The sequence below is a fragment of the Streptomyces sp. NPDC046349 genome, from assembly GCF_055587885.1.
This window is the reverse complement of record NZ_JBVJFK010000015.1, coordinates 25,254-44,869: the sequence shown is the minus strand read 5'-3', so window position 1 is coordinate 44,869 and position 19,616 is coordinate 25,254. Positions and strand designations below refer to the sequence as shown.

Annotated in this window: 16 protein-coding genes and 4 pseudogenes; 13 read left to right on the top strand and 7 right to left on the bottom strand. The window is 71.8% G+C overall.

Annotated features, from left to right (window positions below; genetic code table 11):
* Positions 1-6 precede the first annotated feature (6 nt).
* Entirely contained in the window at positions 7-1,482 is a 1,476-nt protein-coding gene (locus tag ACZ6JS_RS30525; protein WP_469302730.1) for an MFS transporter, read from the bottom strand.
* Positions 1,483-1,565: 83 nt separating this feature from the next.
* A complete protein-coding gene (locus ACZ6JS_RS30520) occupies positions 1,566-2,132 on the bottom strand; it encodes a TetR/AcrR family transcriptional regulator (protein ID WP_469302728.1) in 567 nt (188 codons plus the stop codon).
* Between the two features lie 183 nt (positions 2,133-2,315).
* Between ACZ6JS_RS30520 and ACZ6JS_RS30515 the strand changes: the two genes are divergently transcribed.
* The gene (locus tag ACZ6JS_RS30515; protein ID WP_469302726.1) at positions 2,316-2,786 is read left to right on the top strand and encodes a hypothetical protein; all 471 of its coding nucleotides are present in this window, start codon (positions 2,316-2,318) and stop codon (positions 2,784-2,786) included.
* 365 nt (positions 2,787-3,151) lie between these two features.
* Here ACZ6JS_RS30515 and ACZ6JS_RS30510 read toward each other — a convergent pair whose 3' ends face one another.
* The 4 genes and pseudogenes from ACZ6JS_RS30510 to ACZ6JS_RS30495 all read right to left on the bottom strand — a co-directional run.
* Positions 3,152-3,544: a hypothetical protein gene (locus tag ACZ6JS_RS30510; protein ID WP_469302948.1), complete on the bottom strand. Its 393-nt coding sequence runs from the start codon at positions 3,542-3,544 to the stop codon at positions 3,152-3,154.
* A gap of 57 nt (positions 3,545-3,601) precedes the next feature.
* Positions 3,602-4,267: pseudogene (locus ACZ6JS_RS30505) on the bottom strand (ATP-binding protein); the annotation flags it as partial.
* Entirely contained in the window at positions 4,264-4,695 is a 432-nt protein-coding gene (locus tag ACZ6JS_RS30500) for a hypothetical protein (protein ID WP_469302946.1), read from the bottom strand. The pseudogene ACZ6JS_RS30505 and the gene ACZ6JS_RS30500, both read right to left, overlap by 4 nt.
* A gap of 67 nt (positions 4,696-4,762) precedes the next feature.
* Positions 4,763-4,963: pseudogene (locus tag ACZ6JS_RS30495) on the bottom strand (Mu transposase domain-containing protein); the annotation flags it as partial.
* A 210-nt stretch (positions 4,964-5,173) separates the two neighbouring features.
* On the opposite strand from ACZ6JS_RS30495, the pseudogene ACZ6JS_RS30490 reads away from it, so the two are divergent.
* The 3 genes and pseudogenes from ACZ6JS_RS30490 (at position 5,174) to ACZ6JS_RS30480 (ending at position 7,347) form a co-directional block, all read left to right on the top strand.
* Positions 5,174-6,017 (top strand): annotated as a pseudogene (locus tag ACZ6JS_RS30490) (IS5 family transposase).
* On the top strand, positions 6,014-6,529 hold the full coding sequence (locus tag ACZ6JS_RS30485) for an NUDIX hydrolase (RefSeq protein WP_469302724.1): 516 nt from the start codon (positions 6,014-6,016) through the stop codon (positions 6,527-6,529). Before ACZ6JS_RS30490 ends, ACZ6JS_RS30485 begins: the two are co-directional and overlap by 4 nt.
* Before the next feature lie 260 nt (positions 6,530-6,789).
* Positions 6,790-7,347: an SMI1/KNR4 family protein gene (locus tag ACZ6JS_RS30480; protein ID WP_469302722.1), complete on the top strand. Its 558-nt coding sequence runs from the start codon at positions 6,790-6,792 to the stop codon at positions 7,345-7,347.
* Positions 7,348-7,570: 223 nt separating this feature from the next.
* Here the strand turns inward: ACZ6JS_RS30480 and ACZ6JS_RS30475 are convergent, their stop codons facing one another.
* The gene (locus tag ACZ6JS_RS30475; protein ID WP_469302721.1) at positions 7,571-7,948 is read right to left on the bottom strand and encodes a hypothetical protein; all 378 of its coding nucleotides are present in this window, start codon (positions 7,946-7,948) and stop codon (positions 7,571-7,573) included.
* 930 nt (positions 7,949-8,878) lie between these two features.
* On the opposite strand from ACZ6JS_RS30475, the gene ACZ6JS_RS30470 reads away from it, so the two are divergent.
* The 9 genes and pseudogenes from ACZ6JS_RS30470 to ACZ6JS_RS30430 all read left to right on the top strand — a co-directional run bounded on the left by ACZ6JS_RS30470 (position 8,879) and on the right by ACZ6JS_RS30430 (position 19,573).
* Positions 8,879-9,703 (top strand): NAD(P)H-binding protein, encoded by an 825-nt coding sequence (locus ACZ6JS_RS30470; RefSeq protein WP_469302719.1) that lies wholly within the window; start codon positions 8,879-8,881, stop codon positions 9,701-9,703.
* 1,164 nt (positions 9,704-10,867) lie between these two features.
* Complete coding sequence (locus tag ACZ6JS_RS30465; RefSeq protein WP_469302717.1) at positions 10,868-13,210, top strand: DUF6777 domain-containing protein; 2,343 nt, start codon at positions 10,868-10,870, stop codon at positions 13,208-13,210.
* A 308-nt stretch (positions 13,211-13,518) separates the two neighbouring features.
* Complete coding sequence (locus ACZ6JS_RS30460) at positions 13,519-13,980, top strand: hypothetical protein (protein ID WP_469302716.1); 462 nt, start codon at positions 13,519-13,521, stop codon at positions 13,978-13,980.
* An 88-nt stretch (positions 13,981-14,068) separates the two neighbouring features.
* Positions 14,069-14,410 (top strand): annotated as a pseudogene (locus tag ACZ6JS_RS30455) (ATP-binding protein); the annotation flags it as partial.
* Positions 14,411-14,764: 354 nt separating this feature from the next.
* Complete coding sequence (gene sigK, locus ACZ6JS_RS30450; protein WP_469302935.1) at positions 14,765-15,367, top strand: ECF RNA polymerase sigma factor SigK; 603 nt, start codon at positions 14,765-14,767, stop codon at positions 15,365-15,367.
* Positions 15,364-16,116 (top strand): anti-sigma factor, encoded by a 753-nt coding sequence (locus tag ACZ6JS_RS30445; protein ID WP_469302714.1) that lies wholly within the window; start codon positions 15,364-15,366, stop codon positions 16,114-16,116. The genes sigK and ACZ6JS_RS30445 overlap by 4 nt, the downstream gene beginning before the upstream one ends.
* Before the next feature lie 123 nt (positions 16,117-16,239).
* Positions 16,240-17,499, top strand: a complete 1,260-nt coding sequence (locus tag ACZ6JS_RS30440; RefSeq protein ID WP_469302712.1) for an NAD(P)/FAD-dependent oxidoreductase — start codon at positions 16,240-16,242, stop codon at positions 17,497-17,499.
* Positions 17,493-18,242 carry a DUF1365 domain-containing protein gene (locus ACZ6JS_RS30435; protein WP_469302934.1) on the top strand — a complete coding sequence of 250 codons (750 nt, stop codon included), beginning with the start codon at positions 17,493-17,495 and terminating at the stop codon, positions 18,240-18,242. The genes ACZ6JS_RS30440 and ACZ6JS_RS30435 overlap by 7 nt, the downstream gene beginning before the upstream one ends.
* Positions 18,239-19,573: a class I SAM-dependent methyltransferase gene (locus ACZ6JS_RS30430; protein ID WP_469302711.1), complete on the top strand. Its 1,335-nt coding sequence runs from the start codon at positions 18,239-18,241 to the stop codon at positions 19,571-19,573. The genes ACZ6JS_RS30435 and ACZ6JS_RS30430 overlap by 4 nt, the downstream gene beginning before the upstream one ends.
* The last annotated feature ends 43 nt before the right edge of the window (positions 19,574-19,616 follow it).

Genomic DNA, 19,616 nt, shown 5'->3' with positions numbered 1-19,616 from the left:
ATGTGATCAGCGGGTTCGGTGGGGTGGGCAGGGCGAGGCCGGTGGCGGAGGAGCGGGGACGATCTCTTGCACTTGCCGGGCCCTGCGGGCGAGCAGCGGGGTGAGGGCCGCTCCGAGGCCCAGGACGGCGGCGGAGAGGAGGAAGGCGCTGCGGTACCCCTCGGTGAGGGCGGCGGTGTGCGGCAGGCCGGGTGACGCGGCGGCGGTGCGGGCGGCGGCCAGGGTGCCCAGTGCGGCGAGGCCGACGGCGCCGCCGATCTGCCGGGTGGTGTTGACCAGTCCGCCGGCCAGTCCGGTGTCGGCGGAGCCCACCCCGCTCACGGCCGAGCCGGTGAGCTGGACGAAGGCGATACCGAGGCCGACTCCGACGAGGAGTACGGGGCCCAGCAGGTCGGCGAGGAAGGTGCCGTCGGCCGGGATCCGGGCCAGCCACAGGAACCCGGCCGCCTGGGTCGCCAGGCCCGCGAGAAGGGTGCGGTGCGGGCCGGTGCGGCGGGCCAGCGCGGGTGCCAGGCCGCAGCCGAGCATGTTCGCCGCGGCCAGCGGCAGTTGGGAGAGGCCGGCTTCCAGCGGGCCCGCGCCGAGGACCTGTTGCTGGTAGAGGGGGAGGAAGAAGAACAGTCCGACCCAGACCGCACCGAGGAGCGCCATCACGAGGTTGGCCGGGCCCACGGCGCCGCGGGTGAGGAGCCCGGACGGCAGGAGAGGGGCCGGGTGCCGGCGTTCGACCAGCGCGAAGAGGGCGAGCAGTGCCGCCGCCGCGGCCCAGGAGCCGAGCACCACGGGGTCGGTCCAGCCGGACCGGCCCGCGGCCGTGAGCCCGTAGACGAGCGCGACCAGGCCGGCGGTGACGGTGAGGGATCCGGCCACGTCGAGCCGCGGGCGGGCCCCGCCGGCCTCCTCCGGGTCGGCCGGTACGAGGCGCAGGGTGGCGGCCAGGACCACCGCCGCGCCGATGCCGGAAGCGTGGAACACCCAGGGCCAGCCCGGTCCTTGGGTGAGGATCCCGCCGAGCAGGACCCCGGCCGCGCCGCCCGCGCCGGACACGGCGCCCCAGACGCCGAGGGCCCTGGCGCGGGCGGGTCCGGCCGGATGGAGCCGCATGACCAGGGAAAGCGCTGCGGGCGCGATCGCGGCAGCGCCGACGCCCTGGACCGTGCGGGCGGCGACGAGCATCCAGGGGGTGCTCGCCAGTCCGGCGCCGACGGCCGCCGCGGCGAAGAGCGCGAGGCCGGCCGTCAGGACGCGGCGCCGCCCCAGGAGGTCGGCCGCCCGGCCGCCGAGGAGGAGCAGGGCGCCGAAGGCGAGACCGTACGCGTTGACGACCCAGGACATGCCCGCGTCCGACAGTCCGACCCCGTCGCGTACGGCGGGAAGGGCGACGTTCACGATCGAGGTGCTGAGGGTGACCGCGAACTGGGCGGCGGCCAGCGCCGCGAGGGTTGCCGTGGCGGTATGCCGGTGGGGCGGTGGGGCGTCCATGCGCGTTCTCCTGTGTGTGGTTGACCACTCACTCTTTGGTCCGAAAGGAGGGCGGACCGCGGGGGTCCGCCCGGCCGTCGCCGTCAGTGGTGCCGAATGCCGGCCGAGAGGGTCCGGGACCAGGGTGCGTCCACCTCGTGGGCGTCCAACGACACGAGGAGGTGGCAGAGCATGCCCGTGGCGAAGAACTGCTGGATGTCGGACTCCGACGCGCCCGACGCGCCGCGCACGTACTCCACCATGCGGGCGTAACCGGCCCGCACGGCCTCGCGTACGGCGGTCTCGGACACGGCTGCCGCCTGCGCGTGGGTCAGGACGAGCAGCAGGTCCTTGTCGGCGATCAGGTGGGCGTACGTGCCGCCCATGGTGTGCAGCACCGCCTCCGGGCTGCTGCCGTCCGCCTGCGCGGCACCCTCTTCGAGGCTGCTGCGGACCCGGGCGAAGCAGCGCTCGACGACCGCGGTGAACAGGGCCTCCTTGTTCGGGAACAGGCGGTAGACATAGGCCTGGGAGATCCCGGCGGCCTTGGCCACCTCGGTGGTCGTCGTACCGAAGTAGCCGCGGGCCGCGAAGGCCCCGACGGCCGTCCGCAGCACGGTCTCGCGGCGCTCTTCGGCTGAGGAGAGGTGGCGTCGTCGTTCCGTGTTCATGTGAGTAATAAACCACTCACACTTTCTGCTGTCAACCGCCTGGCCCCGGAGCGGCCGGCAGGGATCCAACCGGCCGGACGACGAGCCCGTGGGGCGTGGCAACCGGCCCTCGCCCTCGTTGACGGAGGCCCTGTCGGAACTCACCAGACCAGCGGCAGCCTCCACGGCTACCTCGACTCCACGATGACCCGCCCGGCAGCACTCGGCGACGCCCTGTTCGTCGCCCCGGTCTTCGGGAAGACCTGCCGTTCGAGCAACCGGGGGCAGGAGTTCAGCTTCGTCCTCGTCGACGACCGCGGGGTGTTGCAGGGCCGGCTGGGAGGCCTGCACCTGCGCGAGGACAGCGCGTTCACCGGCTTCGATGTCACTGTGGTCGCCGACCCGCACCGTGGCCGTGCCTTCCATCTCAACCGCTACGGCCAGTACGCGTGGAGCGCCGACGGGGCGCTGCGTGCCAGGATGTCCACCGCGGAGAAGCCCTTCGAGCCCCTCGTCCACTTCGCCCTGCTGGAGTGCACACCCGCAGGGGAACTGCTGCTCGCACACCGCAAGCAGCGCCTGCTGCTGCGGGTGCCGGTGCCGCAGGACCTGGACGACCTGGCGGCGGCGGTGGGACCGCCACAGGACCGAGCGGCTTCACCGGCACGACTCTGACGCTTGACCAGCAACGTCTGCTGTTCCGCCGCTGGACAACGGATCCAGCCGTCCACCCGCACGAGGCCCTACTGGGCATGCTCGCCCTGTTGCACGGCGCCTCAGGCCGCGAGGTCACCATGCTCCACGCCGTTGACCTCGACTTTCGTCCCCGGACCGCTCGGCTCGGAGACCGCCCGCATCCTTGCGGCTTCCCACCACGCGTGATCCGCTGCACTCGACTGCTCGACCTGGTCAACACCATGGACCCCAAGCTTGTCGCCGCCGCCTTCGGCATGGACCCCGAGGCCACCATGATCTATCTGTCCGACTGCATTGATGAGGCCCGCTGGGCAAGTGGGCGGCGGCCAACGACTGATCTCTGGTCAGAGTTCGTACGGGTAGAGAGCGATCTTCTCGCGCTCTATGAAGAGCTCGACCCACGTGCCGGCAACACTCTCGGGCAGCGGTTCAGCAAGGTCCAGCAGAATCTGCGAGCCATCGAAGTCCAGCACGGCGGCGCCGTCCATGAGGTCCAGCCGTCCGCGCAGGACAACGCAGTGCCCGCCGGGTCGGACTCCCGGTCCAACGCCTACAGCCGGTTTCGCGTTCCGACCCCAGGCGATGTCCTCATCGACCGTCCACTCAACGTGGTACTTGCCCGGCTTCGCGGCCTGGTCACCGCACCAGCGGACCGCTGTCCGGCCGAACGGCGTCCGTACCTGGGCCAGCCAGGGACTGTACGGAAACTTTGAGACCTTCATCAGTTCGACCAGCATCGTTCGATCATGCAGCATCCGCGTCCCTGCTGGACCCGTGAAGTTTCGGCGCTGCCTGGCACAGGTTCGCCGGAACGTGTGCGCTTTTCGGAATGATTCGTTCGAAGCGATGGCCACGCTGTTCTTCTCCCTCTCGGTCAGAACCTGGAACAGCGTCTCGGCTCCCGCCGGTCGAGCTCGAGATAGCCCAGCTCGTCAAAGCAGAGAAGATCGACGCGCCCGTAACGGGCGATCGTCTTGGACAGCTGCTTCTCGTCGGCGGCCTCGACGAACTCGTTGACGAGCTTGGCGGCCAAGGCATAGCGGACGCGGCAGCCGGCCATGGCTGCCGCCGCCGAGCCCGATCAGCAGGTGGGACTTGCCGGTGCCGGAGTCCGCGATCAGGCAGAGCGGCTCACCCTTCTTGACCCAGTGGCAGGTGGCGAGGTTGTTACCACAGCCGGGACGACGTTGGGGTTGGCGCCGTAGTCGAAGTCGGAGAGCCACTTCTGGCGGGGGAATCCGGCCGCCCCGATCCGTCGCTCGGAGCGTCGTCGGTCCCGGTCCTCGCATGCGGACAGCAGCAGCTCGGCCAGGAACCCTCGGAAGGAGAGCCGTTCGCGTCGGCGCGGGCGACGAGGCCGGGGAACTGGGCTCGCATGGTGGGCAGCCGCAGGGCCAGCAGGCGGTGTCGATCGCCGCGTCGGAGGCGGTCTCGGTCAGGTTGTGGTGCGGGCCGGTCATGGCGCGTCCTTCCCGGAGCGGTTCAGCAGCTGGTCCCAGCGGTCGAGAGAGGGCAGGGGACGCTGGTCGGTGGGGAGGCGGACGGCCCGGCAGGCATTCAGGCTGACCACCTCGCTGGGCTCCGGCCCGGGCAGTGCCGGTGCCGGGCCGGTGACCGTCACGGTGGGGGACCGGCCATCGCTCTGAGCGGCCTTGCGGGCCTCGAGGGCGACGATGTCGGCGGTGTGGGCGCCGGCCGAGAGGGCGGAGCGGACTCCGGCGATCACGTCGCGGTGTTCGAGGTGCTGGTGCAGCAGGAGCGCGTGGACCAGCTGCTTGGTGCCCTCGGTGTCGCCCTCGGCCTTCTTCGCCGCAGCCCGGAACGCTTCGTGGGCGGCGGTGAAAGTGCCCCCGCGGCGGGCCTGGTCCACAGCCTCGGAGCCGGCCATGGCGCCGGGCTTGGCCAGCAGGACTTCGAGGAAGTGGTCCAGGACGATCCGCTCGGCGCCGTTCGCCGTCAGACGGGGGATGACGGGCGATCTCGGTGCGGCCGTGGGAGACGATCAGGTCGCTGGAGCGGAGCACGACGCGGACGGTGCGGCCGATGAACCGGGCCGGAACCGAGTACCGGCAGACCCTCACCGCGATTTGCCCGTAGCGGTCCACCCGCGGGGTGAACACGACGCCGGTCTCGAAGGAATCGGCGCGGCAGCGCATCAGCAGCACGGACTCGCGGGCGAAGTCCTGGCCGATCGTGCGGATCCGCATCCCGATCCGCCGGCCTTCCTCCGCCCGCTCGAACTCGGCGAAGGACGCGTTCAGCTCGTCCAGCGAGCCCACCCGGGGAACGGGCGTTAACTGATCGTTTCACAATGAGATCGGTGTGGCGGGTGGCAACTGAGGATCTCCATGGGCAGGGTCTGCCCTATGTCTGCAGACCTTGTTCCTGATGAACTTAGGCAGCGCATAGCTCCGTTGCTGCCACCGCCACCTGTTCGCAGGCCCCGCCACCCTGGTCGGCTTCGGATACCTGATCGGGTTGCCTTGGGCGGCATCGTCTACGTTCTCCGGACGGGGGTGCTTGGCGAGACGTCCCTGCCCAGCTGGTGGGCTGTTCTGGGGTAACCAGCTGGCGCCGATTGCGAGATTGGACGGAAGCCGGGGTATGGCCCCGCTTGCATCAGAACCTGCTCGCAGAGCTACGCAGAGTGGGCCTGCTGGAGATGGACGACTGCGCGATTGACGGCTCCCACGTTCGCGCACTCAAAGGGGGGATCATGTCGGGCCTTCTCCCGTGGACCGCGGCAGCCCTGGACCCAAGCACCACGTGATCGTGGACCGGCCCGGCACCCCGCTGGCCGCCTCTGTAACCGGCGCGAACCGTCATGATGTCACCCAGCTCATTCCCCTGCTGGACGCGATCCCCCGGATAGGAGGGCTGCGGGGACGTCCGCGTCACAAGCCCAAGCGTCTGTTCGCCGATCGCGGCTACGACTTCGACAAGTACCGACGGCTTCTGCGGGACCGTGGCGTCAAGCCTCACATCGCCAGACGCGGCACCGCTCACGGCTCCGGCCTGGGACGTACGAGGTGGGTTGTCGAGCGTACCTTCGCTTGGCTCCATCAGTTCAAACGCCTGCGGATCCGCTACGAACACCGCGCTGATCTGCACCAGGGGCTTGTGCAACTCGCGTGCTGCATCATCTGCCTTCGCCGCCTGTCCAAGGGAAACCACAGCACCTCGCCTACCGAAGGAGAAACGCCTCAATGATCGCTGCCGAGCCATTCACCCGTATCAAGATCCGCGTCGCCGCAGCCCTGTTCAACGGGGAAGAGATTGCCCTGATCCACCGCACCAAGGACGGCCAGGACCAGTACACCCTGCCAGGCGGCAACGTCGAACCCGGCGAACCCATCCATCAGGCCCTCGCGCGCGAACTCGACGAAGAACTGGGCCTGGACCTCACAGATTCGACCGGTGTCCCGCATCTGACCTGGATCCAGGACGCCATGGTCACCCGCCCCGGACCCACCCCGCCCCGCAAACTGCACCTAGTCTTCCGCCTCCACATCGACAACTCCACCCGCGCTCGCTTGCGCACCGTCGAACACGACGACACCGCTGGCGCCGGCCACCTCACCTGGAGCCACTACAAGGACACGGCTGGCAAGGCACTGTTCCCACCAGTTCCGCTCGCCGAGCTCGCTACTCCCACCGCACCGCTCGACGCTGCCCTGGCCCTCCTGCCGACCCTCGACGACGCCAACTACCGCTGGGTCTGACCCGCCGTGGACCACGACGGAGTCCGTCCCGCCGATGTCTTTGTGAAACCATCAATAAGTAGTTGCGGCGGAAGTAGCCGACCTGACCCTCCACCCCGCCCTTCTCATGGGCGCTGCGGAGTCCCGGCTCGCAGTAGCAGGGGGTGGTCCCGAATTTTTTGACTTTCTGTAGCCCACCAGCCCACCAGCCCACCAGCCCACCAGTCCGCCTGGCGGCCCTGGCCATCGACATGTCGGTGGGCCCTGACAGCATCACGGTCATGACCGACATTGATGACCTCGTGCAACGCGTTGCCATCCGGGCCGCATCCGACAGCGAGGACCTTCCCGCACCTGTTAGCAATGCCCAGATCGCGGAGGCCGAGGCGCAACTGGGCTTCGCACTGCATCCCCTACTTGCGCGCCTGTATCGCGAGGTCGCTGACGGCGGCTTCGGCCCCGACTACCGACTGCTGCCACTGCTTGGTCCGGGCTCCAGTGTCGCTGGCGAATACCTGACGCGACGTGAGGCGTCCGTTGGAGTGGAGCACCCGGAGTGGCCCGAAGGCGTCGTACCGATCCTGACCTGGGGCTGTGCCATGTACGCAGGCGTTGATTGTCTCAGCGCGGGCGGTCAGGTCCTGCTCTTCGAGCCGAACCCGTATAGCGGAGGATCGTGGGATCAGTGCTGGTTCCTCGACTCCGACAGCCTCGCAGCGTGGCTGGAGACATGGCTCGCGGGGACGGGCTGGTTCGAGGAGGATGCCTTTGACAGGGACGACCTGATCGAACCTCAGCCATGGGGCCAGGCCGCAAGCCGACTGTCCTCCGGCGCATAGCGAAACATCAGCTCTTCGTCCCGCTGACGCAGGCGCCGTCATACCGGGCCGCTCACCGCTCCCCGGGCTGGCAGCCGCCGGACCAGGCCCTGGAACTCCCAGCTCACCCTGCACCAGTTGTCCGCTGTCCGGGGGTGAGCCCACACCCCCGACCCTGAGGCGCCAACGACAAAACGGCGGCGCCCCTCGGAAAGGGGCGCCGCCGCCGGTCCCTGGTCGTCGGTCAGTAGGTGTAGCTCACGCCCGACTTGTACGGGGTCAGGGTGCGCTGGGACACCACACCGCGGTAGGTGTACCAGCCCCACTTCTTGCACATCGTCTGGTAGCTCAAGGTGTTGTACGCCCCCGTCCCCACCCGCACGCGCGGGTAGATGACGTTGTCGCCCCAGTCTCCGCCGGCCGGACCGCTCGAGTAGGCGTCCACGGCCCAGTAGACGCCGACAACCGACCCACCCGCCGGGCAGTTCCAGCTGCCGAAGTTGACCCAGACGTTCCCGCCCGACCAGGCGCTGGCCGGGGCGGCGCTCAGGCCGACGACCCCCAGCGCCACGAGCGAGCCAACCAGTACGGCCCGGAATTTCCGCCACAGTGATCCATGCATATGACCTCCCCAGTGACGGCTGCGCGCATTGGTGCGCCGCCGCGCGCAGCAGCCTCCCATATCGGCCACACGATTGTCCGACTTTTGGTCAAAGTGCTTTTATATCGAACTCTTGCATGGTATGCGGATGAGCGTACGGTATGTCGCACCTCAGGCGGCCTGGTCCCCATACAGACCCAGTGCCCCGCCCAGACGAGGACACGAGGAACTCGGCGACGTCTACACCCCCACCCCCCCGCCTGGCTTCTGCCTACGCCGCCTTCGGCAAAGCGCACGCCGCAGCCCTCGGAGGCGGCCACACCACTGCCCACCGGCTCGTCGCCGACGGCCAGCGGATCCTCGATCGGGCGGGCTCGTACGAGCAGACCTCTGACTACGCGTCGCAGCCCTCGCCGCTGTGGAGAAGGCCGAGTTCGCATACGTACGGGACCTCGTGGAAATCACCGACTCCGCCTTGTCGTAGCAGGTCTCGCGGCTCGAAGAAGCGGGCTGGGTGCCCCTGGAGAAGGGGCAGGTCGGACGCCGGCCGCGGCTGACCGAGGACGGAGCGGCCGCCTGCTCGCGCCACCTCGCCGCCCTCACGGCAATCGCGGGCCCACCGCAGTGATGGGCAGGGCGAATGGCTGGTCGCGGGCGCGGCCAGCCATTCACTTGTGCCCGGGCGTGGGCGGTACTGAGGTCGGCCGCTCACGACACGCCCGGCCCGGTGCGCACCTCGGTATGTACCCGGAACGGCCGACGCCGGCGCATCCAAGACCTACACCGCCGGCCACCAGCGCCTGTCCGGCGGATCGGCATCAGACGGGCGGCGATCGCGGACATCATCTGACCTAGATGTCACCTACTGTCGTCCACGGCCGGGCACCGGAAGGTTCGACTGCCGCCCCGAGCGGCTCTGCCCGCCACCCAACGGCCGTACGAAGGAGCGATGTGACGATTCTGGTCACCGGTGCGACGGGCACCCTGGGGCGCCACGTGGTAGAGCGACTGCGCCGAGCCGGACAGACGGTTCGGGCGCTCACACGCGCCCCGGCCGAGGCGACCGGCCTGCCCGACGGCATCGAAGTGGTGGGCGGCGACCTCACGAAGCCGCAGACACTGGCAGCGGCTCTCGACGGGGTCTCGGCCGTGCACCTGCTCGGAGCCACGGGACACGACCACACCCCGCTGCGCACAGGGCCGCAGATCATGGCGATGGCCGCCGAGGCGGGCGTACGCCGACTGACAGTCCTGTCGGCCGGCGAGGAAGAAGAACTGGGACAGGCCGTGCGTGACAGCGGCCTGGAGTGGACGTTCATCTGGCCGATCGACTTCATGTCCAACGCGCTGGGCTGGTCCGAGGCCATCCGCACCGCAGCGGAGGTCCGCGAGCCGTACGCGTATCGCAGGACCGCCTCGGCCGACGAGACGGATGTCGCCGACGTCGTCGCTACGGTGCTCACCGGGGGCGGTCAGGCGGGCAAAAGCCTCCTCGTGTCCGGGCCCGAAGCGCTGACGCCGATCGACAAGGTGTCCGCCATCGCGAAGGCGACGGGCCGTGAGATCCGTTTCACCGAGCTGACCGATGACCAGGCACGCCGGCAATGGCGGGCCGAGGGCTGGCCCGAGGAGGGCATCGAGTTCATGTTGCACATGTGGGCCGCCGTGCCCGAGACGGTGGCCGAGGTGACGTCGGTGGTCGAGGAAGTGGTCGGTCGTCCGCCGCGGACCTTCGCGCAATGGGCCGCCGCACACGCTGACGCATTCCGCCCCTGATACGAAGGACGGTGTCCGCCGCACAGGACGCCGCTGCCGAGGAGGACCGCTCCCATGTCGCGCACTTCCTCGCCCGCCGGAGCGAACACGCGCTGTTCGGGGGCATGGACAGGCCGGCAGGGCCTTCCCTGAGCAGCCCCGAGTGCGCGCCGGGCGAGGTGCTCGCCAGGGTCGGGTGCTCGGTGTACCCGGCGAACACGACCGCGGCCACCGCCGAGACCGCGCTGAGTGCGCTGCGGGAGTGGGCGGCCGGGATGGCCGTGACCTACGTCAAGGCGTCGGTGTACGGCGTCCTCGACGGGCTGGAGGACCTGCAGACGGCTCTCCGCCACGCCTGCCGGCTGCCCAGGACGCTCGGCCGGGTGTTCGCCCTCGACGCCCTCCTCACCCAGACACTCGTGCCGGAGTGCGTGGCGGCGGCGGGACTCCTGCTGGGAGTGCTGTCTGTGTCGGTGATCACCGCCTTCGCCGGGTGTGCGCTGATCCTCGCCGTGGTCGCCGTCCTGCCCGTACCGGGCGTTTCCGCCCTCGGCTCGCCGCCACAGCAGACGGGCGCGGACAGGTGGCAGCTTGACCTGCAGCAGATCGATCGCCGCGGTGCGCCTGGTCGCGGACCGGGCCGCGACCCTGTCGGGGGCCGGCCCCAAGCCCTCTTAGCGGACTTCTGCCGGGGCCTGTCAAGTCCCGAATGGTCGCGACATGACGCGGCACGGGGACGGGGGGCTTACTCGAGGGACGGGCTCACCCCACCGCGTGGCCCCATCGGTGTCGCCGGTGAAGAGCCGTCCCCGTCAGTGCGGGGCCGTCCCTTCACCGGCTTCCGGTTCACGGCACCGGTTCCGAGGTTTCCCTCCGGGATGTGGAGGCGTTGTCGGCCAGAAGGAGCGAGCGCATGCGAGTCACCATCGTTTTCCCGGCGCCATGTGTCAGGGGGCGGGTGTCATGAGTTCCCTGCCGTCCTTCTCGTCCGATCAGCACCCTTCGGGGCCCCCGCCCGGCCCGCTGTCGGGCAAGGGCGCGCAACCGCAGCCCGCGCCCGTGCCCGAGGCTCCGCCGCCGGTGCCCCCGCCTCCGCCCCCGTCCCACCCGACGGCGTCGTCCATGCCTCCGGCGCACGGCGGGGGAGACCGCCCGAAGCGTCGTTGGCGGTCGCGCAGGGCCGTGGTGAGCGCGAGCACGGCGGCGCTCGTGGTCTCGGCGGTGGTCGTCGGATTCACCGTGCTGGGCGGCAACACCGCGGCCGGCGGAGAGGTCTTCCTCGAGGCCGCCGCGGCGGCCGGGCCCGATCCGTTCACCCCTTCGACGGTCACGGCCTCCGAGGAGGCCGCCGCAGCGCCCGAGAACACCGCAACGGCACAGGGCGCTACGGGCGGCGCGCGCACCCTGGAGGTCGACGGCGGGCACCCCGGGCTCTACGGGGGCACGCGGAACGTCGCGAGCTGTGACGTGGAGAAGCAGATCAAGTTCCTCACGGAGCACACGGACAAGGGCCGCGCCTTCGCCTCCACGCTTGGCGTACGGCAAGCCGGGGTCCCCGACTACCTGCGCTCGCTCACACCGGTCCGGCTGGGCTGGGACACGCGGGTCACCAACCACGGGTACAAGGACGACGGGCCGACCGGCTACCAGGCGATCCTTCAGGCCGGTACGTCCGTACTGGTCGACGGACAAGGCGTGCCGCGGGTCCGGTGTGCGTGCGGCAATCCTCTGACGCCGCCGGTCGCGGTCCAGGGGAAGGCCAGGCTCAGCGGTCAGGAGTGGTCCTCGTTCCGGTCCGCTGAGCTGGTGGCGGTCAAGCCGGCCGCCGAGCCCGTGAAGGCCGTCACGGTCTTCGACCGGGGGCGCAAGACGTGGTACGAGCGCCCGAGCGGCGCGGTACGGGGGCGGTCCGACCGCGAGGTCGAGCCGCCGCCGGGTCGGCCGGCCGGCTCGCCGTACCCGGCTCTGCCGCCGGCCCATCAGGGATCGGTCAGGACGGGTCCCGAAGCGGATACGGAGCGGCGGAACCCCCAGGCCCCCGACCCGGCGCCGGGAGTCGCGCCGAGCCGGAACCCCGAGCCCGTACAGGAGCCGGCCCGCGAGCCGCAGGAGGATCCCCGTAAGCAGCCGGACGAGGCGCCGGGGAAGAAGCCCGCGAAGGAGTCCGACAGGACTCCGGACGACACCCCCGCCGACGAGCCGGGCAGGGCCCCCGCAAAGACGCCGGGGAAGGTGCCGGACCAGGAATCGGACAGCGGCCGTGAGGCGGACCCGGGCACGGCACCGGGCAAGGTGCCGAGGTCGGTCCCGGACCAGAAGTCGGATACGGGGCACGAGAGGGCCCCGGGGAAGCCGCAGTCCGGCACGGGCCAGGGCAAGGACCCGGGTGAGGCGCCCGGCCGGGAGCCGGGCGTCGAGCCGGGCAGGGACCCTGCCGATGTGCCCGACAAGGTGCCGGGCCAGGAGTCGGGAGCCGGCCGGGGCGAGGATTCCGGCAGGGCGCCGGAGCCGGACACGGGCCAGGGCGATGGCCCCGGCGAAGTGCCGGGCGGGGAGTCAGGCGCGGGCCGGGGCGGGGAGCCGGGAAAGGCGCCCGCGAAGGTGCCGGAGAAGGGCGCGGACAACGTGCCGGACAACGGCCGGGGCAAGACGCCCGGGACGGTGCCGTACGAGCCTGACGGGCAGCCGGACAAGGTGCCGGGCCAGAAGTCCGGCGAGAGCACCCGCAAGGCGCCGGGCCGTGAATCGGGCACGGGTCAGGGCAAGGCCCCCGGCAAGGAGCCGGGATCGGGCCAGGGGTCGGACAAGAGTACGAGCAAGGCTCCGGGCCGGAACCCCGAACAGGAGACGGGCCGGGGTTCCGGCCAGGGCACGGGCAAGGCTCCGGGGCAGGCTCCCGGCCAGGATGCGGGCAAAGCTCCCGGTCAGGGCGCTGGCAAGGCTCCGGCCCAGGGTTCGGGCCAGGGCACCGGGAAGGCCCCGGGCCAGGGCTCCGGTCAGGGCACCGGGAAGGCCCCGGGGCAGGCTCCCGGGCAGGGCTCGGGCAAAGCTCCCGGTCAGGGCACCGGAAAGGATCCGGCCCAGGGTTCCGGCCAAGGGTCGGGCACTCCGGGACAGGCTCCCGGTCAGGACTCGGGCAAAGCTCCCGACCAAGGCTCGGGCAAGACTCCGGGGCAGGCCCCCGGCCAAGGAGCGGGCCGGGCTCCGGGGCAGGGCACGAGCAAGGGTCCCGGCCAGGGCACCGGTACCGGTACCGGCAAGGCTCCCGGCCACGGCACCGGCGCCGGGGCGCCCGGGCAGGGGGTGGGGGCCGGCGGCGGCCAGGTCCGGCCCGGGGGGCAGGCGACCGGCGGTGGAACGGGGGCCCCGCAGTCCGGTGCGGGCAGCCGGGGCAAGGGGCAGGGGTCCGGCGGCGCCCGGCCGGACGGCGAGCGGGTCCCGGACGTCCCCGGCCAGGGGGGCGGGCAGGAGCAGTCGGGCCGATTCGACGGTTCGAGGAGCCGGGAGGAGGAGCCGTTGCTCAGATAGCACATCCGATGCGGGAGCCGATGCGGCAGGCATTCCCGGAGCCGGCCCCGGAGCCGGCCCCCGGGCCAGACCGAGACCGAGACCCGGGCCCGGGCCCGGACTCCGACCCGGCGCCCAGCGCGACGCGGTCCGAGCAGGGTCGACAGGGTTCACGGCAGGCACTCCGAAGGGAGAAAAACATGGCGCTTTGACTCTCTTGCCAATCCTTCACTCGGTTCGTCACGAATCAGTGGTGACGCTCCACGTGGTGAAGGAGCAGATGAAGCCGAATGCTTGATGAACCTGATGAAAGGGAGGAGGTGAGCCCGATGACCGCTTCGCAGCACGTGAAGCGCCTGGTCGTCGGAGTCGCATCCGCAGGACTCCTGGCCGGTGGCTCGCTGCTGGGTCTGTCCGGTACGGCGAGCGCCGCCCCCGCGGCAGCGCCCGCGACGGCGAACTCCACGCTCACCAGCGACCGTGATCACGACCGGGACCGGGACCGAAACCGTGACCGCAACCACGACCGTGACAACCGGCACGACCGCTGGGACCGCCGCCACCACGATCGGTGCACCTGGGTCACGGGCCACTGGGCGACCGACAAGTGGAGCAAGGGCCACTGGGAACGCAAGTGGCACCCGGGCACCTGGCACCACGGCTATCGCGACCACCACGGCATGTGGCACGACGGCTGGTGGAGCAAGGGCTACTGGAAGCACCACTGGGTGCCCGGCCACTCGGTGAGCCACTGGGTTCCCGGGCACTGGAACTGCCACGACAAGTGGTAGCGCCGACCCGGGCGCGGCGGGGGTTCCGGGGCCGAGGCCCCGGGACCCCCGCCGATTGACCCCCCACGCTCAGGAACCAGGAACCGTCATGGGCACCGCACTGGCCCCCGCACCACTCACGCGGCCGTCAACGGTGCACCACCCCCTGCCGTCAGGGCCGCAGGCCGCCCGGGAAGCCCGCCGCATGGCCGCGGGGCTGCTCGCCGTCCACCCCGTGGCGTGCCCGCACGACACCACCGAGGACATACTCGCCATCGTCTCCGAGCTGACGGCAAACGCCGTCCGGCACGCCAGGCCCCCCTACGCGCTCACCCTCAGCGTGGAGCCGGGCCGCGCCCGTATCGCCCTCAGCGAAGCCTCCCGGTCACTGCCCCGGCAGCACGACGGCCTCGGCCCCCTCGCCACGCGCGGGCGCGGGATGGAGATCATCCGCGCTCTCGGCGCCGAACCGTTCGTCAGCCCAGCGCCCCTCGGCAAGCATGTCATCGCGGTGGTCACCTGGCCCGCGCACCGACCCGCGGCGCGGGTGGGGGAGGGCTCGCCGCCGACCTGTCCGCCCGGCTCCGCCGAGGGGTTCATCTGCTCCGTTTGCCAAATGTCCGGCCATCCGTACGCACGTCCGCTACGAAGAACCCGAGAACCGCGCCAAACCCCCGGACACGCCACACGGCCCTGCGCCGCGAACGAGACCACGGACAAGGACCACCATGCGATGGACACCCCGCCCACCGACGGCCGGCACCGGCTGCCCCTCCGCCTTGCCGCCCCGGCCGGAGCCCGCCCGGTGAACCAACCACTTCCGTTCGGGCCGGGCCGCACCGGCAGGGGGAGTCATGCCGGCCGCAGCGACCTCGCCGAGGTCATGGACAAGGTCGCCCATGGGGACAAACAGGCCTTCTCCTCGCTCTACGACGCCCTCGCGCCCATGGTCTTCGGCATCGTGGTCAGAGTCGTACGCGACCGGTCCCAGTCGGAGGAGGTCGCGCAGGAGGTCATGATCGACCTGTGGCGGCAGGCCGCTCGTTACCGCCCCGACCAGGGCAGCGTCGCCGCGTGGGCGGCGACCATCGCCCACCGGCGGGCCGTGGACCGGGTCCGCTCCGCCCAGGCGTCCGCCGACCGGGAGCAGGCCCAGGCCGCCCGCGCGCACCAGACGGCGTTCGACGAGGTGTCCGAGCAGGTCGAGACCCGGCTGGAGAGCGAGCAGGTACGCCGCTGCATGCGCGGCCTGACCGAACTCCAGCGCCAGGCCGTGACCCTGGCCTACTACGGCGGCCTGACCTACCGTGAGGTCGCCGAAGCCCTGCGCACACCGCTGCCGACCATCAAGACACGCATGCGCGACGGGCTGATCCGGCTCCGCGACTGCATGGGGGTGACCACATGAAGCAACACCACTCCGACGTCCACACCCTCGCCGCCGCCTACGCCCTCAACGCCCTGGACCCCGCCGAGCGAAAGGCGTTCACCGACCACCTGCCGCACTGTCAGGCCTGCCGCGACGAGGTGGCCGAGTTCGAGGCCACCGCCGCCCGACTGGCGGACGCCGCCGCCCAGAGCCCGCCGCCCGGGATGAAACAGCACGTCATGGCCGCCGTCGACGGTGTTCGCCAGCTGCCGCCGCGGGTCACCCATCCCGCGCCGACCGCCGGCTTCGGCAGCGCGCTGCGACGCCGGGCCGTTCCCCTCGCACTGGCCGCCAGCGTGGTCGCGGCCGCCTCGTTCGCAGGTGTCGCCGCCTGGCAGAACCAGCAGAGCGCGCAGTACCAGCAGCGGGCGGTCCAGGCCGAGCAGCGCCTCGACGACGTCAGCGCCGTCCTGGCCGCGCCCGACGCCCGTGCCGTGCACGGCCGGGCCAGCAACGGAGCGGCCACCACGGTCGTCGCCTCCGAGCGGCAGAACAGGGCCGCCTTCACCGCCGCCGGACTGCCCGCACCCGCCCCCGGCAAGACGTATCAGCTCTGGCTCGACCACGACGGCACCATGCGCCCGGCCGGGTTCATCCACCAGGACGGCACCGTCCTCATCGACGGGGACACCGCCGGTGCCGGCGCCGTCGGTCTCACCCTCGAACCCGCCGGAGGCTCCCGCCGCCCCACCACCGCCCCCCTTCTCCTGATGGCCCTGCCCACCTGACGGCGGACCGCCCCCGCCCGTACCGCACCGCGAGTACTGCGCCACCAATCCGCCCACCCGCCCGCTGCGAAGGACGGGGGAGCGACCGCACCCAGCGGCGCGTCGACTGGCGGGAGTGCAGAGGTGGAAGACCGGAAAGCAGCGGTGATCGGCGCCGGGGTCGCGGGCCTGACGGCCGCCCACATCCTGGCGCGTTCGTACGAGGTCACCCTCTACGAGTCCGACGGCCGCCTCGGCGGCCACGCCCACACCCATGAGCTGCCCGGCCCGGACGGGCGGCCCATGGGCGTGGACTCGGGGTTCATCGTCCACAACGAGCGCACCTACCCGAGCCTGCTACGGCTCTTCCGCGAACTGGGGATCGCCACCCAGGACGCCGAGATGAGCATGTCGGTACGGTGCGACGGCTGCGGCCTGGAGTACGCCGGCGCCCGCGGCCCGGCCGGCCTGTTCACCGGCCGGGCCGCGCTGCGGGGCCGCTACCTGCGCCTGCTCGCCCAGGTGCCCGTCTTCCACCGCAGGGCCCGGCGGCTGCTCGCCGACCCGCCCTCCCACCACGTCACCCTGGGCGACTTCCTCCGCGAGGGCCGGTTCTCCCCGTACTTCGTCAGCCACTTCGCCCTCCCGCTGGTCTCCGCGGTGTGGTCGTGCCCCGCACGCACCGCGCTGGCCTACCCGGCGGCCCACCTCTTCGCCTTCCTCCACCACCACGGCCTGCTGTCGGTGACGGGCTCCCCGCAGTGGAAGACCGTCACCGGCGGCTCCGCCGCGTACGTCGACGCCGTCGCCAAAGGCCTGCACCGCGTCCGTACCGCCAGCGCCGTGGAAGCGGTCCAACGGACCGGCAGCGGCGCGCGCGTCACCACCGGCGACGGAGCCACCGACGTCTACGACGCCGTCGTCATAGCCACCCACCCCGACCAGGCCCTCCGCCTCCTGGCCGACCCCACCCCGGACGAACGGCGGCTCCTGGGCGCCTTCACCTACGCGTCCAACCCCACGCTCCTGCACACCGACACCCGCATCCTGCCCCGCTCGACCCGCGCCCGGGCGTGCTGGAACTACCACCTGCCGGCCTGCGAGCCCTCAGCCGAGGCCGTCCGCGTCAGCTACGACATGCGGCGCCTGCAGAACCTGCCCGACGGCGCCGACTACGTGGTGAGCCTGGGCGCCGACGACCGGGTGGACGCGCGCCGGGTGGTGCGCCGCATGCTCTACGAACACCCCGTCTACACGCCCGCCTCGGTCGCCGCGCAGAAGGAACTGCCGCGCCTGAACACCGGCGTGACCGCCTACGCGGGAGCGTGGCACGGCTGGGGCTTCCACGAGGACGGCTGCCGCTCCGGCGCGGCGGCCGCCCGCGCCCTGGGGGTGCTCTGGTGACCGGGGAGGCGGCGCCCGCCGCCGCGCTGTACGAGTGCCTGGTCGTCCACACCCGCACCGCGCCGCTGCACCACGACGTCCGGCACCGCACCTACCTGTGGTGCGTCGATCTCGACCGGCTGCCGGTCCTGCCGCGTCCGCTGCGTCCGCTCGCCCGGTTCGACCCGCGGGACCACTTCGCGGGCCGCGCTCCCACGATCCGTGCCGGTCTGGAGGAGTTCCTCGCCTCCCGCGACATAGACCTCGCGGGCGGGCGCGTGGTGATGCTCGCCCACGCCCGTGTCCTCGGGTTCGTCTTCAACCCCCTCAGCGTCTACTGGTGCCACGACGCGTCCGGGGCCCCGGTGTGCGTCGTGGCGGAGGTCCACAACACCTACGGGCAGCGGCACTGCTACCTGCTGCACCCGGACGCCGGCGGCCGGGCCCGGGCCGAGAAACGGTTCTACGTCTCGCCGTTCTTCCCGGTCGAGGGCCACTACCGGATGCGCCTGCCGCTCCCCGGGGAACGCCTCGACCTGACCGTGCACCTCGACACCGAGGCCGGCCGGCCGTTCACCGCCACCGTGCGGGGGCTGGCCCGCCCCGCCACGCCCCGCACCCTCCTGCGCGCCGCCGCTCGCAGGCCCTGGTCGACCGCCGCCGTCTGGGCCGGCATTCGCTTCCACGGCGTCCGCCTGTTCCTGCGCGGCCTGCCCGTACAGCCCCGCCCCCGGCACACACCGCAGAAGGGAATGGTTCCGTGACCCGACAGGCCACCACGACCGACGACCAGCCACGCAAGCCCGGCCACCGGGCAGGGCCTGCGGCCCCCCGGCCCCGGACGCCGGTCCGCGCCGCCGGCGCCCCCGAGCGGGCGGACCCCGCGCGCTGGCCGGACGTCGCCCGCCTGCCGGCGGCCCGGCCGGCCCGGACCGCCGTCGCCGCACACCTGGTCGGCCGGGCCCTCAGGAGGCTCCCCCTCGACGTACGTGTAGGCTCCGCACCCCATGCCGCATCCACCCGTCGTCCGGACCTCACCCTCCACGACCCGGACGCCTTCTTCCTGCGCATCGGCCGCGACGGCCTGATCGGTTTCGGGGAGTCCTACATGGCCGGCGAATGGGACAGCGACGACCTGCCCGGCCTGCTCACCGTCCTCGCCACGCACGTCGACGACCTGGTCCCGGCCCCGCTGCACGGCCTCCGAGCGCTGTGGGTGTCCGCCCGCCCCCGGCGTGACCGCAACACCCGGCGCGGCGCACGCGAGAACATCCACCGCCACTACGACCTGTCCAACGACCTGTTCGCCGCCTTCCTCGACCCGACCCTCAGCTACTCCTCCGCCGTCTTCACCGGCTTTCCCGCCCGGTTCGAGGACCTCCCCGCCGCCCAGCACCGCAAGATCGACCGCCTCCTCGACCTCGCGCACGTCACGGACGGCACCGAACTGCTGGAGATCGGCACCGGCTGGGGAGAGCTCGCGCTGCGCGCCGCCGCCCGCGGCGCCCGCGTCACCACCCTCACCCTCTCCACCGAACAGGCCGCGCTCGCCCGCGCCCGGATCGACGCCGCCGGGCTCGGCGACCGCGTCGACGTGCGGCTGTGCGACTACCGCGACATCGAGGGCCGGTACGACGCCGTGGTCAGCGTCGAGATGATCGAGGCCGTCGGCGCCGAGTACTGGCCCTCCTACTTCGCCGCCCTGCGCGCTGCGCTCCACCCCGGCGGGCGCGTCGCCCTCCAGACCATCACCATGGGACACCAACAGATGCTGAACACCGCCGCCACCCATACGTGGATCAGCAAGTACGTCTTCCCCGGCGGCGTGATCCCCTCCCGCCGCGCCATCACCGAGCACGCGGCGGCGGCCGGCCTGCGCACCGAGTCCGACCTGGGATTCGCCGAGCACTACGCGCAGACGCTGCGCCTGTGGCGCGAACGGTTCACGGCGAGCCGCCGGACCGTCGCCGACCTGGGCTTCGACACCGTCTTCCAGCGGCTCTGGGAGTTCTACCTGGCCTACTCGGAAGCCGGGTTCCGCTCCCGCTACCTGGACGTCCGCCAGATCGTCCTCACAGAAGGGACCCTCCGATGAGACCCCCCGGGCCCACTGCCGCGGACTCCGCCGGGGAGCGGGC

What these genes read in the sequence shown, in the direction of transcription:
- ACZ6JS_RS30525 (WP_469302730.1), bottom strand. Translation starts at nt 1,482, where the DNA reads ATGGACGCCCCACCGCCCCACCGGCATACCGCCACGGCAACCCTCGCG.
- ACZ6JS_RS30520 (WP_469302728.1), bottom strand. Translation starts at nt 2,132, where the DNA reads ATGAACACGGAACGACGACGCCACCTCTCCTCAGCCGAAGAGCGCCGC.
- ACZ6JS_RS30515 (WP_469302726.1), top strand. Translation starts at nt 2,316, where the DNA reads ATGACCCGCCCGGCAGCACTCGGCGACGCCCTGTTCGTCGCCCCGGTC.
- ACZ6JS_RS30510 (WP_469302948.1), bottom strand. Translation starts at nt 3,544, where the DNA reads ATGCTGGTCGAACTGATGAAGGTCTCAAAGTTTCCGTACAGTCCCTGG.
- ACZ6JS_RS30500 (WP_469302946.1), bottom strand. Translation starts at nt 4,695, where the DNA reads ATGGCCGGCTCCGAGGCTGTGGACCAGGCCCGCCGCGGGGGCACTTTC.
- ACZ6JS_RS30485 (WP_469302724.1), top strand. Translation starts at nt 6,014, where the DNA reads ATGATCGCTGCCGAGCCATTCACCCGTATCAAGATCCGCGTCGCCGCA.
- ACZ6JS_RS30480 (WP_469302722.1), top strand. Translation starts at nt 6,790, where the DNA reads ATGACCGACATTGATGACCTCGTGCAACGCGTTGCCATCCGGGCCGCA.
- ACZ6JS_RS30475 (WP_469302721.1), bottom strand. Translation starts at nt 7,948, where the DNA reads ATGCATGGATCACTGTGGCGGAAATTCCGGGCCGTACTGGTTGGCTCG.
- ACZ6JS_RS30460 (WP_469302716.1), top strand. Translation starts at nt 13,519, where the DNA reads ATGACCGCTTCGCAGCACGTGAAGCGCCTGGTCGTCGGAGTCGCATCC.
- ACZ6JS_RS30445 (WP_469302714.1), top strand. Translation starts at nt 15,364, where the DNA reads ATGAAGCAACACCACTCCGACGTCCACACCCTCGCCGCCGCCTACGCC.